The following is a 17404-nucleotide window of genomic DNA, read 5'->3' as shown; positions in this document are numbered from 1 at the left end:
TCCTATACCCACTACTTTCAAGAAGAAAAACTTATTGAGGCATGCAATTAATGCCAGTATGGTATGCCGCTTGCCCTCCCTTCTTTCCATTCGGCCCTTTTATAGATATAATAGATACAGTTGAACAGGAAGGATGTAAAAAATGATTGAAATCACAGAATATGAAGCCGAACTAATCAATGACCAATTTGGCATTTTGCCTGGAAATCGATATGAGTTCTTGTTATTTATAGACGTACCTGAAGACGATGAGCTATTTCACGAAAACGGAGTCTATGTACGCGTGTTGTTCAAAGTAGACGGGGACCAAAAAGAGATTCTATCATACACCTTGCATGAACGCAGCGAAAACAAAGCGTTGGATTTTGAGCTGGAAGAGGATGAATTAGCTCTGTTAGAAAACTTCTGCATGCAACATTATGAAGAAATTCTCTAAGGAGACCAAAACTACCTAAATGCCAAGCTAACAAGTCTGGATTTAGAATAAAAAAGTAAACAAACGATCAAAAAAGAGGTGCCGCCAGCGCCTCTTTTTATTTTAAATAAAAGATCCAAATCCAATGCGATTTGAACCTTTTATGAGTACTCTCATTGTCCTTTTAAACCAAAACGGTTCCTTAGTTAGTCTTGACGCTTTTTTTCATTTCCTGGATGCGCTGGAGAGCCAATCCCTGTATAACCATGTCGTCCATAGGGGGATTATGCAGGCCTGCCCTAACATCCCTATAATAGCGTTGCAGCGGATTGGTCATTTGCAGGCTCTGAGCCCCTACAATTCTCATGGCCTGATCGACAATCGAGATGCTTTGGTTTGTAACAGCTGTCTTAACCGCTCCAAGTTGCAGCCTTAATTGCTTTCTATGCGCAGGTTGCTGTTCCCACTGGGCGGCTACGCTATATAAGAAATGGCGGCTCTGCAGGAGTTCCAATTGCATATTGCCGATCTTAGCTTGAACATTCGGCAAATCGCTGATGGTTCCCTGTATGCTGTTGGGGGAATAATGGGCGGCAAACTTTACCGCTTCGTCTGCCGCTGCCTTGGCGATTCCAATATAACAGGCAGGGATATGCAACAGCCAGCTTGAGTCATACATTGTGCCTTTCTCTGCATATTCCACCAAGTATTTTTCCTCTACGGACACTCGATCTAAGATTAAATCTTCACTTCCGGTCCCTTGCATACTCATTACATTCCAGGTGTAATTAATCGAAACACCTTTAGCTTCGCTATCTATTAAAAACCAGCCGACTTTTTCCTGTGAAGGAATCCAGGCACTGACAAGGAACAGATCGAGCGCCGGCGCCAATGAGGTATATGTCTTTTTGCCGGTGATCACCCATTTCCCATTTTCCATGATGGCGGTAGTTGCCGGTCTGCCCCCTCTGGTCGGGCTGCCAGTCTGCGGTTCCGAAGCAGCACGGTTGATTAAAGCGCCGTTGCTAACCTTTGTGAAGAGCTTTGCAAGGACATCCTTATCCCACTTTCTCTTAGGATCTTGAAGCTCCAAAAGAATCCCGCAATGCCAGCCGATCGCCAAAGCGGTTGGCCCGGAATACTGGGCAATCGTTTCCTGTGCCAGCAAATACGTATAGACACCCAAGCCTTTGCCGCCATAAGCAACAGGCAGGGTCGACTTTGTATATCCTATTTTGATTAAATCTTCAATATCCTCTTTATGAAAAGACCGTGTTTCATCATAATGGCGGGCGCGGGCGGCAAATTTTTCAGCCGTGTGCTCGAGTTCTTGCAAAAATGAGTGTTCTTCTTCGTTCCGGTAAAAAAACATATCGATCATCCTTCCGCTACAGAAAAATTCTAAGTCTTTCTATTTCTTTTCTTGGTATCAACTTTATATGGATGATCATCGTTTTTCCACCTATTTGCCCGCGACAAAGTCTGTACCATAAGAATGATCAATCGCTCATAGCCATTTGCCTTTATCGTTTTTCATAAACGCATAGGTTGCCATTCTGTCCATTGAGTACACTGATTCCTTTTCATCTGCAAACCAAAGCCGTATCTCCCGCTTTTAAAATAAGTATTTCCCCTGTGTTGGCATAAGACTATTGCTGAAGCGGCGTCTTTTATTGACGACGGCTCAAATATGCCGTCTCAGTACGACCTTATCGCAGCACTGAATGCCGTTTTCATAAATGGGTTCCGGGTAATGTTTAATGAAATAATCCTTTTCTATATGATGGATCAAAAAGCCGCATGATTCATATAAAGCAATTTGATGCTTGCTTGAATTGCCTGTTGCAATAGATAGATACATATAAGGAGATTGCTTGCCGTACTCAATACATGCCTCCAATAGGGCTCTTCCATAGCCTTTCTTTTGGTGTTTTTCTCCGACAGCTATGTTCTTTATTTCAAGGGAATCAGCTGTCATCTCCTTACAAACAGCGATTCCGGCCAATTCATTGCCGACCCTTAATTGGAAAACAGTACTCCCGGTTACGTATGATTGAATCATTTCTTCTGAGGGGTCAGCCAACAACAGCAAGTCCATGGCCTCATCCCCAATTCGTTGGTCTTTTTCAATTCGATAAATGCTCATGGCGAACCTCCGCTATCTGCAAGATCTTTTTTCTCGCCTGTACAATAAAATAACAACCAAGCAGCGTAACGAAGCCCATGCAGATAAAGGCATAGGATTGGCCAGTACCTACTAACAGCGTTAACAGAAAACCGCCAAAACTTGGTCCGATTACTTGCCCGATGGATGTGAAGCTTAGAGCGCCAAAATAAAGGCCTTTGGTTTCCGCTGGTGCGATTTCGTCAACGAAAAAGTCAGTCATCGTAAAAATAAGAATTTCTCCGGCTGTAAAGACAATGGTGCACACAACTAAGCTCCATGTATGCGAAATGAAAGACAACCCGAATAGGCTAAAGCCCGTTAATGCTATGCCGCAAAAGATAGACACTAATGCCGAGAATTTCTTGCCGATATGCAGCAACGGATATTGTAAAATGAGGACGGTGACTGCATTCAAACTCATCATATAGCCATACAACTTCACACCGTCCAAAAAGGCGTCCGAGCTTGCTAAATACTGCGGCAGCGTAGAGGAAAACTGGGAATATCCGATATTGCCGCAGATCATGCCCAAAAGCGTAAAAAGCAATACCATATCCTTGCCGACCAGGCCGATTGATTGCTTAAAGGAAGATGGTTTAATGACGGCCGTTTGCCCTGGGTTTGATCGGTTTTGTTCAAAGCGGGCGAACAACATGATTAAAGCTAGACCGTATAATGTATAGATGGCCGCTGTCACCAAGAACGGGACGGTTAAGGAAGACTTACCCAGCTGCAGCCCGATTAACGGTCCGGCGACTACTCCTATATTGATCGCCGTATAACGCAGATTGAACACCTTTAATTTATTTTCTTTCCGGGTATAATCAGACATTAACGCTCTTGAGGATGGTTCAAAAAAAGACTTGCAGGCGCCGTTTAGCGCATTGCAGATAAAGAACGCCGGAATGCTGTCTGCAAAGGCAAATCCGCAAAAAACGGCAATCCAGACGGCGAGTGATGCCAGCATGATGGTTTTTCTTCCGTACCGGTCGGACAGATGCCCGCCAATAAATCCCGTTAATACGCCCACCAACGCACTTATCCCAATAATCATACCGGTGATCCCCGGAGAAATTCCTTTAGCAACCGTCAGATAGACCGCTAAGAAAGGCATGCTCATCGAGGAGGAAAGCCGGGAGAAAAAAGTACCGATGATGACTCCATATACAAGCGGGTGAAGACGCTGCTTATCCATTGGGTTCCCTCCTATTTATTTCACTTATCAGATTAGTATAATCTTCCATATCATACATGAATTTTTGCGCAACGAAAAGAGCCCCTTGCACAATATGCAAAGAGCTCTGCTTTGATTGCTATACGGTTATTTGAACTTTTTGTCCACATTATATTTGGCATCTAATGTATTGATCAAATACGTTTCATAAATATCGCGCTCCATCGGATCATTTACAATGCAAACATCGATCGTGTAGACTTCATCGCGGTGGTTCTTCATCGGCGAAACTGAATCTTCAAAATGCTTTTTGATTCGCTGTCTTAGTTTGCGGGCTTTTCCGACGAAAAGAAGCTCATCATGAATATTGTAAAACATGAAGATTCCGCCTTTATCACGCGGGATTTTATGAAAATCAATAAACCCATAAATATCTTTGATAATTGGCTCGTCTTTTGTACGGATTTGTTTACGTTGTGTAATTGTTACATCCGGATTAGGAATTTCAATTTTAATCACGTTCATTCACTTCCTCTGTATGTGTAAAGTTAAATGCTATCATATTTTACGAGTAAAAGCCATAGCAGCCTATGAAAAATCAATCAGAAAGAGAGCGTCCTGAATGTGGGAAGACGTTGGATTCGTTCTTCTTTTCCCTTGATCCGTTCCCTTTACGAATTATTCTTGTCACCATAATCATGGAGGCAACCAATGTTTTGTTTTTCCGATAAGCTAAGTATTTGCCATGCCAAACTGGATGGTACTTCTCCTTGAACTTGCGCAGACCGCTGAAACTGTACATATACTGAATATTGTTAAATACAGCTGCAGCTATCCGTTCAGCAAAGAATGCCTCGTTTTGCGTTCCGACATTCGACAGGGGCGCCATCCCCAGATTAAATTGCCTGTACCCTTGTTTTTGGGCATAGCCCAACAAATAAGTAAACATGGCCTCCATTGTCCCTTCAGGAGCATCAGGCAGATAGCGCATCAAATCGATTGAAATCTTTTTCTCCTGATACATCGGCATAATGGTCGCAAAGGCGACTGCCTTTCCTTCTTGGTCGCGGAAAATGGCCATCGGCGCTTCCTGAATATAGGCCTGTTGGAATTCCCCGATTGAAAACCCTTTTTCTTTCCGCTTGCCCAGCCATTCATCCGATATCTGTTTGATTTCCTCATATTGCATGTCATTTACCTGGTTTACCACCTCAAACTGGTAGCCTTCACTCTCGAACCGCTGAACATTAGCCTTAAGCTCCGCTTTTTTATCTTCGGTCAACACAAAGGTATCCAGGTCGACATAGGCTTCTTCCCCCAATTTGAAAAAACGGTAACCAAAGTCGTGGTAAAGATGCATATACGATTGGTCGATTTGGTAAAAGACAGCCACATACCCTAAACGATTCGCTGCCTTCATGAATTCGTTCAAAACGAGCGAAAAAGAAGCCTTGCTGCCGCTTGGATCGCCCAGCACAATTAAACGGTTTTTGTATTTCCTGAATAAAATGAGCGCTTGTCCATCGCTGGAAAAAAACATGCGTTTATCCCCCATATAACCAAGATGGGCCAGTGAACTTCCCTTATGGGTCCGGAGAAAACCGTTGAATGTATCGCGGTTGAAAGCCATGCCGATTTCCTTCTTGCGGAACCGGTTGAAGAGATAGGTGCCAGCAAACATGACAAGAGGGATAAAAATGGCGCTAAAGACGGTGGACCCTAAAACGGAGTCGAATGTCCGGAGATTGTCTGGCTGATCTAAAGTCGATAAAGCCGTCCCTGCCATGAAGTATCCCGCCAAGATAAAGACAACGAGGACCGTGTTCCAAATGTAATAGAAAAAGGACACGATCATATCTTCCACCTGGAATTGTTTTCTGACAGCGACCATTACACCCAAAACGACAGCCAACACCAAAGACTCATGAAAATCCAACGACTTCAGCAAATGGGCAACGATCGAAAGGGCAAGTGCCGTTCCTACATAGATAAACGATTTTTTGGTCCGGTGATAAATCCCTTTTACATGCAGAATGAGAATGATTGCACACATGAGGATCACATCACTGCAGAAATCAAACACGCCGACTGAAAAAATCCGCTCGTCAACCGGCACGAGAAAGACGGATGTTAAGTTGAGCCAAGCGGCATAAAGCACCAGTATGCTCAGTGCCCAATATCCTGCCTTGGATAAAATATCACGATAGATGGACCATAAGACGCCCGACGTCTCAATGGCGGGACCGATAAAGGGCTTATCCTCTATCTTTTTGATGGTCGCCCCTGTTAGATCAAGCACTGCCATGAACAGAGACAGCAAGAATGGGATGATGTAATAGACGATTCGGTACATCAGCAGGACAGTCAGCGTCTCCGATTCCGGTACTCCATAGAAGCTCATACCCAGCAAAAAGGTTAGATCGAATGAGCCAAACCCTCCGGGCACGAAACTGACGACGCCAATGATAGAGGAAATCACATAAATGCCCATGGCAGTCGGCAAATGGATATCAATGCCGAGCATAAACAGTAAAATCAACACAACGACAGCAGCAAATAACCATTCGATAAGGGACGCGACTGAAAAAAAAGTATTCATTCTAAAAAATTGCCGCAAGGTTGAACGATCCATGTCTTTTCTCGTTCTAGCCCTTATGTATGTGAGCAGGAAGTAACCCGGCAAAAAGCAGGCCATGCCGATGACAACGAGCCAGATCCACGGTTTATCCCCCAAAAACTTCATGGATGGGAAAACTTGCACTACAACCAATATGGCTAGGAAAGCCAATCCGCTTAACGAAGCGGATGTCATCCAAGTGATATTCTGCAGCAATGTTTTATGGTCGCTCGTATAATTGCGGTATGTCACATGCCGCAGGCTAGCGCCTGCAAGGCCGCCAAAGCCAATGATCGAATTCATGCTGCTGGCTATGAATCCTGTCCGCAGATACTTTTTAGAAGGGATCTCCAGCTTCATCGCTTTCACCAAGACCAAGTCATATAAAGACAAGCTCAATTGGGCGACCAACCCATACATAATAATGAAAAACGTATCAAACGTACTTAAACTTTTCAACGTATGTAGGGCTTCCTTTAACGAGATTGATTTTAATGCTGTGCCTGAGCGATAAACAACAAAACCAATCACTAGAATAGGTATGATCACCTTGGCATACTTTTTAAATTTCTCCATATACACCTCTCCCCCGATTGCATCTGCCTTCTCTTTTAATAATTGCACTGAAATGAAAGCCTAAACCTTTTCCTTTTAAGGGCTTAACCTTAAAATGCCCCGCTGCTTCGTCTACGTTCTCGTTTTGGGGGCTAAAAACAAAAACCGCCATACGCCTTTCTCTGCGTATAACGGCTTTTGTTCAGTAGAGAGAAAACTGGGCTTCATTCAGTTTGGTGTACACGCCATGACGGTCCATCAATTCCTGGTGGGTGCCTTCTTCCGCAATCCCGTCTTCGTCAATAACAATAATTCTGTCCGCGTGTCTAATGGTGGCAAGCCGATGGGCGATAATCAATGTCGTACGGCCTTTTGCCAGTTCATTCAGCGATTGCTGGATCAGCCATTCGGTTTCTGTATCCAAAGCGGATGTGGCTTCATCAAGGATTAAGATCGAAGGGTCCTTCAAAAACATTCTGGCGATGGCAAGCCGCTGTTTCTGCCCTCCAGATAAGGTGACACCTCTTTCACCGATGACCGTATCCAATCCCTTCGGCAATTTTTGAATGACATCATCCAAATGCGCCATCGAAACAGCGCGTTTTATTTCTTCTTCGGTCGCATCTAGTTTTCCATACTGGACATTTTCCCGTATCGTTCCCGCGAATAGAAAAACATCTTGCTGGACAACCCCTATTTGCCTGCGGAGAGAATCCAGCGTCATGTCCTGTATCGGCAACCCATCAATGGAAATCGTGCCGCTCTGCACATCATAAAAGCGCGGCAGCAAATTGCAGATGGTTGATTTTCCGGCCCCCGACGGCCCGACAAAGGCAATGGTTTCCCCTGCCTCGATATGCAGGTTGATATTGTTCAAGACAGGACGGTCAGCTTCATAACCAAACGTGACATTTTGATACTCAATCATTCCGTTCAAGCTTATCACGTCGACAGCATCAGGCTTATCGACAATGGCTGGCGGCGTATCAAGTATTTCAATAAAGCGTTTGAAGCCAGCAATGCCTTTCGGATAACTTTCGATGACGGCATTTATTTTCTCAATCGGGCGCATAAACACATTGGTCAACAAAATGAATCCGATAAACTCTCCATAACTTAGTTGGTTATGGATCGTGAAATAAGCACCGAATAATAGCGCGAATAACGTGATCAGTCTCATCAGGAAGTAATTGAACGAAAAAGAAGCTCCCATCACTTTATAGAATAATAACTTAGCATTTCTGTATGTGCCGTTTAAAGCGGCGAAGCGTTCTTTTTCATAATTTTCATTGGCAAAGGCTTGAACAACCCTTATGCCGCTTACAGCATTTTCCACGCCAGCATTGAACTCACCGAGATTCTGGAATATAGTTGTGTTGACTCCTGTCATTTTTTTATTGAAGAATATGATTAATACCGTTAGGATAGGGACAAGAAAAAAAGTCGCCAATGCAAGTTTTACATTAATCGTAAGCATAAGGGCAAAAGCGCCGAAAAGCGACATGACGGCAATGAACAGATCCTCCGGGCCATGGTGTGCCACTTCCCCGATTTCGAAGAGGTCGGTTGTCAGCCGGGACATTAACTTACCGGTCCGATTCTTATCATAAAAAGCAAATGGCTGTTTCTGCATATGGGTAAATAAATCCCTGCGCATATCCGTTTCGATATTTACCCCCAGCATATGGCCCCAATAGGTCACAATATATTGCATGAAAGTATTTAGGATGTAAAAAGCCAACAACGCTGCTCCGGCAGTCAAAATCAACCCCCAATCATTACTCGGAAGCAAATCATCGATCACCTTATTAACAGCGACCGGGAATGCCAGCTCCAAAACAGCCGCGAACACGGCGCAAGTAAAATCAATGGCGAATAACGTTTTATATGGTTTGTAATAAGAAAAAAAGCGTTTGATCATAAATTTCCCCCAATAGACCTAAAATCCGTAACAAACACTATTATGATAGTGCAAAAAATAGATATCTACAATATTTTTTGAAAAATATAAATAGTGCTATCGCTGGTCTAGCAGTGCCTGGGATTGCCTTTTTTCTTTTATTGTGATATAGTAGCGGAGCGATGAGCTAATTGTGTAAGCCGATAGATATTCCTTTAAGGAAATGTGCGATGTGGCGCGCATTCTATCGCCTCAAATTCGATCAGAAAGGCACCGTTTACGGTGCCTTTTTTGATGCCTTTAAATAGCGAAATGTATGAATTTTTTCTAAAATATCTTTCTATTATTTTTTGGTTGGTATACAATATTTTGGCAGCAATCATACATATCATGCTTATTTAGGAGGAATGATCTTGAAGAAAATGAATGCAAAAAAGAAAGCAATTGTCTCCGCGGCGGTCGCCCTGGGCATTGTCATCCCACAAGCTGCCCCATCTATCACCTATGCGGATGTCATGAAGCCTCAAACAGTCAAATTGCGGATCATGGAAACAACGGATACACATACGAACCTGCTTCCATACGATTATTATAAAGGGGAAGCAAATGACAAAGTCGGTTTGACCAAAACAGCTACCCTTGTCAAAGAAGCACGCGCTGAAGTGAAAAACACTGTATTGGTGGATAACGGCGATACAATCCAAGGAACGCCGCTAGGCAATTATTTTTCAAAGATTAAACCGGTCAAAAAGGGCGAAGTACATCCCGTCATCAAAGTCATGAACGGCATGAAATACGATATGGCCAACCTCGGCAACCATGAATTCAACTTTGGTTTGGATTATTTAGAAGAAGTGTATAATGACGCTACTTTCCCGCATGTAAATGCAAACGTTTACGTAGATGATAAAGATGATAATCCCGACAATGACAAAAATGTCTTCACTCCCTATCAAATTGTCGAAAAGAAAGTAACAGATGAAAACGGCAAAGAAGCCACTTTGAAAATCGGATACCTCGGCCTTGTTGCACCGCAGATCACCAATTGGGACAAAGCGAATCTAGAAGGCAAAGCCATTTCCAAGGATATTGTAGCCACCGCCCAGAAATTCGTACCGCAAATGAAAGCTGAAGGCGCCGATATCGTTATTGCCATGGCACATTCAGGCTTTAATGCTGCCGCTGAAGCCAATAATATGGACGAGGATGCTGTCCTTCCTTTAAGTAAGGTCGAGGGAATCGATGCGATTACATTCTCCCATACGCATCAAATATTCCCTACCGGCGATGAAAAGTCATTGAATAGCATTTTCAAAGACAAAGAAGGCAAGACCGACCCAAGCCTTGATAATGTCAAAGGGACCATCAATGGCGTTCCTGCTGTCCAAGCAGGGGTAGCTGGCGAGAAACTTGGCTTGATTGATTTGACATTGCAGCAAGTGGATGGCAAATGGAAAGTAGTAGATTCCAAATCCAGCACGAAACAAATCTACGACAATGCTGCCAAAAAACCAGTCGCTGAAGTGGACAGCGCTCTTGCTGAAAGCATTAAAGCAGATAGCGACGAAGTAATCGCTTACACAAATGGGAAACTGGGGACAACTACCGCTCCAATCCATAGCTATTTCGGATTGGTACAGGATGACCCTTCCATCCAAGTCGTAACGGCAGCACAGAAATGGTATGCCGAAAAACATATTCAATCTTTTGCGCCGCAATACAAAGACACACCGATCCTATCAGTTGGCGCTCCATTTAAAGCAGGGCGCAACGGCGTGGAAGAATACACAGAAATCCAAAAAGGCGATATCACCATCCGCAGTGCCGGAGATCTGTACCTATATGACAATACGTTGAAAGCAATCCTTGTCAAAGGTTCTACCGTTAAAGAATGGCTGGAGATGTCTGCCGGCAAATTCAATACGATCGATCCTGCGAAAACAGAAGAACAACCTTTATTAAATCCGTCCTTCTATGTATTTAACTTTGACGTCATCGATGGTGTCACTTATCAGGTCGATGTCACCAAACCGGCCAAATACAAGCCAGACGGCAAAATCAATGACGCTAACTCCAGCCGGATCGTTCATTTGCAATACAACGGCAAAGCGATTGATCCAGACCAGGATTTCATTGTCGTAACGAATAACTACCGTGCAACTGGCGGCGGCAACTTCCCTGGCGTGAACGGCAGCAAGATCATCATTGATTCCGCTGATGAAAACAGACAGATCCTGATGGATTATATTGCTGAAAAAGGCGAAATCAATCCGTCTGCCGACAATAACTGGTCCATTGCGCCGATCAAAGAACCGGTGAATGTCACATTTACAACAAGCCCTAAAGCAGAAACCTATGCCAAAGAGACAAACAATATATCCTACACCGGCCAAACAGATGACAAAGGATTCGGCATCTTTAAACTAGATTTGAGCAAAGCGGCTGAAACAACCCCGGCACCAGAACCAACACCGACTCCAGTACCCGAGCCTGCGCTTACGTTTACAGATGTTCCGGCTGGATATTGGGCTAAACCTTATATCGATCAATTAGTCTCCAAACATATTATCAGCGGAAAAGCCGATGGCACATTTGGCGTGAATGAAAGATTAACAAGAGGCCAATTTGCTGCCATGCTGACGCGTGCGCTAGGCTTGAGCGACGGTACACTGACAGTGGAAAAAGAAATCGAATTGGCTTACAAAAACGGATTAACCAGTTTAACACCGGCTGCTTTTAAAGCCAAAGACGGCATTACGCGCGAACAAATGGCGCAATTGGTTATGGCTGCCTACAAAAAACAAACAGGCAAAGCCTATACAGCCAAGAAACATACAACCTATAAAGACCAAAAGAAAATAAACAAACGATTTGTAGCAGCGATTGATGCAGCGTATGAACTTGGGATATTAACAGGCCATACAAATGGCAAATTCCAGCCAGCTTCTATCGCAACCAGAGCCCAAGCGGCAAAAGTGATTTCATCTCTCCTTGAGAAAAAATAAAGGAATACAAAAAGGATGGCTATTTAATCGGCCATCCTTTTTAGTAATGCTTGACGATATGATCCTCTGCTTTCCTATAATACTTAGCAGACAGTTGCAAATAATAGTTTTTCCTTTCCGGTGTATACTGATCGCCTTTTGACTGAATGGCACGAACGAAAAAGCCGGTAAAAACAGCGCCGTTTAACTATTCATAGCTCTCAATCCCTATATTTGATGTGAATTAGTCACCATTAAATATAGGGGAGGTCAATCTGGTTAAATATTCACTCAGCGGCTTCTTTTGAGTATGTGAATAGAGAGCCATTCCATCCACAATCTGTTTTTGAACGGCCTCTATCAACAGGGTATTTCGTTCAACAAGCTCACCTGTTTCAAATGCTGATTGTTCATATTGTTTCTTTAAGAGCAAAAGCCGTTCATCCTCCACATCTTCCTTCCCCATGATGAATTGAAGTTTCTTTTTATATTGAAGGTATCTTCTTAGAAATAGTTCTGTGTGTTGTTGGCTGATTTTTATTTCCTCATACAATTTCATTTTTTGATCAGTTAAAGATTTTACTGCTGTTTGTCCTTTATTCAAAAAAACCTTCATGCTGATCACTCCTTTATTAGTATCATTTGTTTACCATCAGCTACACTATATTAATTATAGTCTAGGAATTACATTTCTATTTTTCAATAAATAACGAATAGTTTTACTATTTTCTACAAAGGCCTTGTACTTTTGCCACACATACAGCCTTTTTATGATAAAAGTATGGGATTAGATATAGAAATATGTCTTATCTAAGCCTAATCGGGCGTGCATTCATTGCATTAGCACGCCGCCTGCAATACTTTGAACTTTCCCTTCTATTGCTGTAGTATAAAGTTATACACATGATACCAGCAGATGGGAGAAGACAAATGAAAGTACGTTTTGAAATCCAAGATATGAAAATCACGCTAAGTAATGTGACCCTTCCGGAAGCAATAGAAAGTTATGTTCTAATGAAAGCCGTTGACGATTCCGGCAATGAAATTACGCTAGAGATGAGCCATGAGCAGGCTGTCTTTTTGCAAGATGAATTTAAAGATCTTAATCGGCGCAGACTTGAGCATGTATATGAAGGGGCATCACAAATGCCGGAAACCTATGACTTATTCAATTTTGACGAATCTGATTCAAATTAAAAGCACCGCTCTCTTTTCGAGAATGGTGCTTTCATATAAGATTATTCTTTTTTAGAGCCACAATGTCTATGATGCCCTCTATGCTCCTGGAAAAAATGCGGCTGATCTTCAGCGAACGGGTAAATATGCAGCTTCTGCGCTTGCTGGACATGATTTTCCATGATTTCTTCAAATAACGCCTTACTATCTTTTCCTTTCACATCAATCCCAAGTTTTTTAGCTGATTGGATGGTCAATGCGTCCCTCACTTCTTTACTAACCGTTTTGAAATCTTTATCCGCTGTCTCGATATGCAGTTGTTTCGCCAGATCCATCATTTGGGCTTTGCGGACTTCATTTGCCAGCTCGAACCTTGTTTTTCCTTTGGCGGTTATTCCATATTTGGCAGCTAATTGTGCCAATCGTTTTTCATGCACTTCTTTAGCCAACTCTTCCAACGACTTGTTTGCCGCAGAAATATGATATGTTTTCGCTTCTTGATAGATCCGCCGTTTAAAGATTTCCTTACGCAGTTCATCTGCAGATTTCCCTTCGGTAGTGATACCAAGGGATTTTGCCCTTTCTTTCAGCATCGCTTCGTTCGGCTTATGTCCTTCTTTGCAGCGGCACTCTTCCTTTTCGTTAGACAAAGCGAACGTAGGGGAAGCTGACAACAGTCCTCCAAGCAATAGGGTGCATACAACCAACATTATTCTTTTTGGAATCATTCCTTACGCCTCCAAATCAATTTATGTCTTACACCAGATAGCTTGTCCAGAAAATATGTCCAAATTATGAACAAACCGAGAAAATTTTCATACCATCATAAAAAAATGGATAAAAAAAACAGGGACCCATATCCCCGCTTGGTTTCTTTCTATTAAAAAATGATCGTTTCTGCTGGCAAGTATTATTGTTGGTACTTCGTTTTATATGTCATGCCCCATTGTCTTTTTAATTGCTTGTATGTTTGCAAGTCAACAAGTCTATCTTCTTTCTGGCATAAATAATGATAATCCCTTTTCTTCAACGTAAGATAATCTTTTTCAAGCATAGACAACAACTCCTAGAGTTCCAATTTGACTCTTTCCAACCATTATAACACATTATGTCGAAATATTCATTATGTTGTCTTACAAGAAAAGGAAATCATTTATAGAGGCCTATATGAAAAGGGCCCATTAGATGGACCCTTTTGTTTACGATTCAAATGTATTCTTAATTTTATAGGACTTATTTTTCTTCTCAAGCCATGTTGCGTATTCCGTATTTAGTTTCTCATCAAAGAGCACTTCTTTAATTTCGTCTTTAACGTCTTTAAAATTAGCCTCTTTTTCTTCTTTCTTGCCCGTTACTTTAATAATATGGTAACCGTAATCCGTTTTGACAGGCTCGCTTATTTCGCCGGATTTCATTGCAAAAGCCGCTTTTTCAAATTCCTCTGTCATTTCACCTTTGCCGAAATAACCGAGTTTGCCGCCATCTTCAGCAGATGCTGTGTCAGTGGAGTTTTCTTTTGCCAGTGTAGCAAAGTCCTCTCCTTTATCCAACTTCGCCTTGATTTCTTTTGCTTTTTCTTCCGTATCCACTAAGATATGGCTTGCTTCTACTTGTTCTGGTTGCTTATAGTCGTCCTTATTCTCCTCGAAGTATTCTTTCATTTCCTTATCGGTAATCTTGATTTTTGGAGACAGGATCTCTTTCACTTTCAAATAATTACGGATATCTGTCTTAAAGTCGGCAAGCGTAAGGCCGCTTTGCTCTAGGGCAGCATTGAATGTGTCTTCACCGCCGTATTCCTCGATGAACTTATTCAACTCTTTTTTTACATCTTTTTCATTAATTTTAACGTTTTCTTTTTCAGCTTCTTGTTCGATGATTTTATTGTTTATGAGCGTTTTAATAACAGAACTGCCATATTGCTTAGACAGCACCTGATATAGATCATCTTTAGTAATCTTTTCGCCGTTTACAGTCGCTACTACGTCCTTTGCAGCAATGGCATAAGCTGTAATAGCCGTTCCGGCAGCAATGATCAATACCAGCAATACGGCCATTAGTTTTTTGCTTTTTAATTTTTCTAACATTCATTTCCCTCCAGCACTTTCATCCCATCAAAGGGTATACAAACAGTTTATCGTGAAATTATGAACAAACTATTAACAACTTTAAAATTCCCTGTGAAAAATATTGCCAATCGAGAGAAAGAAAAAGAAGCACAGATGAGTAGGTTCACCTATGCTTCTTTGATTATTACTATTTGTGTTGTTTCGTTCGATAAGGGAGGGTAATCGTAAACTTAGTCCCATGATTTTTTGTGCTTTCCACATTGATTTCACCCTGATGCAAGGACACAAGCTGCTGAACAATGGAAAGTCCTAAGCCGAATTCGCCATACGGGTTGGTTGTCCTCGACAGGTCCGCTTTGTAGAAGCGGCGCCAAATATTTTTTATTTCGCTTGGGTCAATTCCGATGCCGGTATCTTCAATTTCAATAATTGTTTGGTCGTGGTCCATATATCCGCGAAGCCAAATGGAACCTTTCTCGGTAAATTGGATACTATTTTTGGTGATATTGATCAGGATCTGAGTCAGCCTGTCGTAATCCGCTTGAACAAACACATCGTCTGCCACTTCAAGTAAGATTTCATCCTGTTTCTCTTCTGCCAAAAATTCTAGCTGGTCCTTGATGATTTCGAGAAACTCGCTTAATTGAATATCTTCCTTGATGATTTTCACTTGATTGGAACGAATCTTTTCGTAATCTAGGTTTTCGTTCACCAATCGAATCAATCGGTTTGTTTCCTTGCTGACAAGATTGATTCCTTTTTCTTTCTCCACTTCCGGAATCATATTATTGCGGATGCCGTCAATCACACCTCTTATCGTCGTCAATGGCGTACGCAATTCATGGGAGACATCCGCCATAAATTGCCTTCTTCTGTTTTCCAATGAATCAATTTCTTCCATCGAATGATTGATTTTTTTGACCATCGAGTTGAAATCCTCTGCCAATTCCCCGATTTCGTCAAAATTGGAGGAAGGTATTTGGACCGAATAATCCCCGCCTGCTACGGTCGAAGTCGCCTCCTGGATCCGTTTAATCCGTTTGACATGAAAAGTCGACAGAAGCCAGCTTAACAGTACGGAAATAATCAGCGCTAAGATCACCGTGTAAAAAAGGTATTTATTGATCTCGTTGATCATTTCGCGCGAGCCGCTGATTGGGGAGCGCAACAGGATTGCGCCCGCAAATTGGTTATTCTGTATATAAGGCACAATCACTACCGTGTTGCCTTCCTGGTCGAAGCGCTGGTCTTCGTTCGCAATGATGGTTGTACCGGCTCTGATTTTATTCCATTCTCTGTCTTTGATGATAATCCGGATGCCAGAAGGATAGATTAGCCGTTGATTCTCATCAAAAATGCCATAAAAAATCTTTCTGCCATCCAATACCTGCTTATAGTTATTTAAAACGGCAAATTCATCAGGCGAATAAGTAAGATCGCTCAAAATATTATGGCCGTATGAGATGAGTTCATTCGCTTTGTTTTCATACACCAGGCCTTTAATGTAATGGGAGAACAACAGGCTTAAAATAAGGAAAGCAACAATAATCACACTTAGATGCGAAATGATCTGTTGGTAGATATATTTAATTTTCATTTGTGTCTATCTGCGTTTCGTCAAATTTATAGCCCACTCCCCAAACAGTATGGAAAAATGGCTGATTTGTCGAACCAACTTTTTTCCGCAGCCGCTTGATGTGGACATCCACAGTGCGTTCATCGCCATAAAATTGATAGCTCCAAACCTGTTCTAGCAGCTGTTCTCTTGTGAATACCTGTTTTGGGTGGCGCAGAAAATAATAAAGCAGCTCAAATTCTTTTGGGGTAAGATTCGTTACCGGCTCTCCATCCAAAAGCACTTCACGGGTGTTTCTATTGATCCTGAAATGCTCTGTCTGCAGAACATCTCTATTCTCGTCCGCGTTTGGTTGCGCACTGTGGTAGCGGCGTGTGACCGCTTTTATGCGCGCCATCAAAGCAAGCGGGCTGAAAGGCTTTGTCACATAATCATCTGCACCCATCTCCAAGCCGAGCACTTGGTCGGATTCGGAGTCCTTGGCCGTCAACATGATAATCGGCACAGTGCTTTTCTCTTCGCGGATTTTGCGGCAGATTGTCACGCCATCCATCCCCGGCAGCATCCAATCAATAATCAAAGCATCCCAATTACCTTTTTGGTAGGCTTGATAGCCTTCTGTTCCATTGTCGATAAATACTCCCTTAATTCCTTCTTTCGCAAAAAACATCTCTATCATGGAAGAAACGCTTTCGTTATCTTCTATCACCAATATTTTCATACATACATCTCCTTGTTCTTCCGTTCATTTTCATTTTGATCCATTCAACT

Annotated in this window: 15 protein-coding genes; 3 read left to right on the top strand and 12 right to left on the bottom strand. The window is 42.4% G+C overall.

The features are described 5' to 3' along the window. The first annotated feature begins 142 nt into the window (after positions 1–142). The gene (locus BN1765_RS10545; RefSeq protein WP_050615090.1) at positions 143–436 is read left to right on the top strand and encodes a DUF6509 family protein; all 294 of its coding nucleotides are present in this window, start codon (positions 143–145) and stop codon (positions 434–436) included. Positions 437–617: 181 nt separating this feature from the next. Here the strand turns inward: BN1765_RS10545 and BN1765_RS10540 are convergent, their stop codons facing one another. The 6 genes from BN1765_RS10540 to BN1765_RS10515 form a co-directional block, all read right to left on the bottom strand. Continuing rightward, the gene (locus tag BN1765_RS10540) at positions 618–1787 is read right to left on the bottom strand and encodes an acyl-CoA dehydrogenase family protein (RefSeq protein ID WP_147554177.1); all 1170 of its coding nucleotides are present in this window, start codon (positions 1785–1787) and stop codon (positions 618–620) included. Between the two features lie 312 nt (positions 1788–2099). Then, positions 2100–2561, bottom strand: coding sequence for a GNAT family N-acetyltransferase (locus BN1765_RS10535; RefSeq protein ID WP_050615088.1), 462 nt, complete (start codon positions 2559–2561; stop codon positions 2100–2102). Beyond that, complete coding sequence (locus BN1765_RS10530; protein WP_050615087.1) at positions 2542–3777, bottom strand: MDR family MFS transporter; 1236 nt, start codon at positions 3775–3777, stop codon at positions 2542–2544. The genes BN1765_RS10535 and BN1765_RS10530 overlap by 20 nt, the downstream gene beginning before the upstream one ends. A gap of 126 nt (positions 3778–3903) precedes the next feature. Then, complete coding sequence (locus BN1765_RS10525; RefSeq protein ID WP_147554176.1) at positions 3904–4275, bottom strand: nucleotide excision repair endonuclease; 372 nt, start codon at positions 4273–4275, stop codon at positions 3904–3906. A gap of 79 nt (positions 4276–4354) precedes the next feature. Further along, entirely contained in the window at positions 4355–6949 is a 2595-nt protein-coding gene (gene mprF, locus BN1765_RS10520; RefSeq protein ID WP_050615085.1) for a bifunctional lysylphosphatidylglycerol flippase/synthetase MprF, read from the bottom strand. A 181-nt stretch (positions 6950–7130) separates the two neighbouring features. Then, a complete protein-coding gene (locus BN1765_RS10515) occupies positions 7131–8849 on the bottom strand; it encodes an ABC transporter ATP-binding protein (protein ID WP_050615084.1) in 1719 nt (572 codons plus the stop codon). 401 nt (positions 8850–9250) lie between these two features. On the opposite strand from BN1765_RS10515, the gene BN1765_RS10510 reads away from it, so the two are divergent. Then, the gene (locus tag BN1765_RS10510; protein WP_050616742.1) at positions 9251–11833 is read left to right on the top strand and encodes a bifunctional 2',3'-cyclic-nucleotide 2'-phosphodiesterase/3'-nucleotidase; all 2583 of its coding nucleotides are present in this window, start codon (positions 9251–9253) and stop codon (positions 11831–11833) included. Between the two features lie 223 nt (positions 11834–12056). Here the strand turns inward: BN1765_RS10510 and BN1765_RS10505 are convergent, their stop codons facing one another. Further along, positions 12057–12428 (bottom strand): hypothetical protein, encoded by a 372-nt coding sequence (locus BN1765_RS10505; RefSeq protein ID WP_050615083.1) that lies wholly within the window; start codon positions 12426–12428, stop codon positions 12057–12059. A 314-nt stretch (positions 12429–12742) separates the two neighbouring features. Between BN1765_RS10505 and BN1765_RS10500 the strand changes: the two genes are divergently transcribed. Next, complete coding sequence (locus BN1765_RS10500; RefSeq protein WP_050615082.1) at positions 12743–13009, top strand: hypothetical protein; 267 nt, start codon at positions 12743–12745, stop codon at positions 13007–13009. A gap of 41 nt (positions 13010–13050) precedes the next feature. Here the strand turns inward: BN1765_RS10500 and BN1765_RS10495 are convergent, their stop codons facing one another. From BN1765_RS10495 to BN1765_RS10480, 5 genes are all read right to left on the bottom strand, one after another. Beyond that, positions 13051–13716, bottom strand: a complete 666-nt coding sequence (locus BN1765_RS10495; protein ID WP_050615081.1) for a hypothetical protein — start codon at positions 13714–13716, stop codon at positions 13051–13053. 182 nt (positions 13717–13898) lie between these two features. Next, entirely contained in the window at positions 13899–14042 is a 144-nt protein-coding gene (locus BN1765_RS20040) for a hypothetical protein (RefSeq protein WP_154666083.1), read from the bottom strand. A 145-nt stretch (positions 14043–14187) separates the two neighbouring features. Then, complete coding sequence (locus BN1765_RS10490) at positions 14188–15075, bottom strand: peptidylprolyl isomerase (protein ID WP_050615080.1); 888 nt, start codon at positions 15073–15075, stop codon at positions 14188–14190. Positions 15076–15244: 169 nt separating this feature from the next. Beyond that, the gene (locus BN1765_RS10485; protein ID WP_050615079.1) at positions 15245–16654 is read right to left on the bottom strand and encodes a sensor histidine kinase; all 1410 of its coding nucleotides are present in this window, start codon (positions 16652–16654) and stop codon (positions 15245–15247) included. Next, positions 16644–17354: a response regulator transcription factor gene (locus BN1765_RS10480; RefSeq protein WP_050615078.1), complete on the bottom strand. Its 711-nt coding sequence runs from the start codon at positions 17352–17354 to the stop codon at positions 16644–16646. The genes BN1765_RS10485 and BN1765_RS10480 overlap by 11 nt, the downstream gene beginning before the upstream one ends. Positions 17355–17404: the final 50 nt, after the last annotated feature.

It is taken from the genome of Bacillus testis (assembly GCF_001243895.1).
Taxonomy (GTDB): Bacteria; Bacillota; Bacilli; order Bacillales; family DSM-1321; genus Bacillus_AD; species Bacillus_AD testis.
The sequence above is the reverse complement of the archived record's forward strand: the minus strand, read 5'-3'. Positions and strand labels throughout refer to the sequence as shown.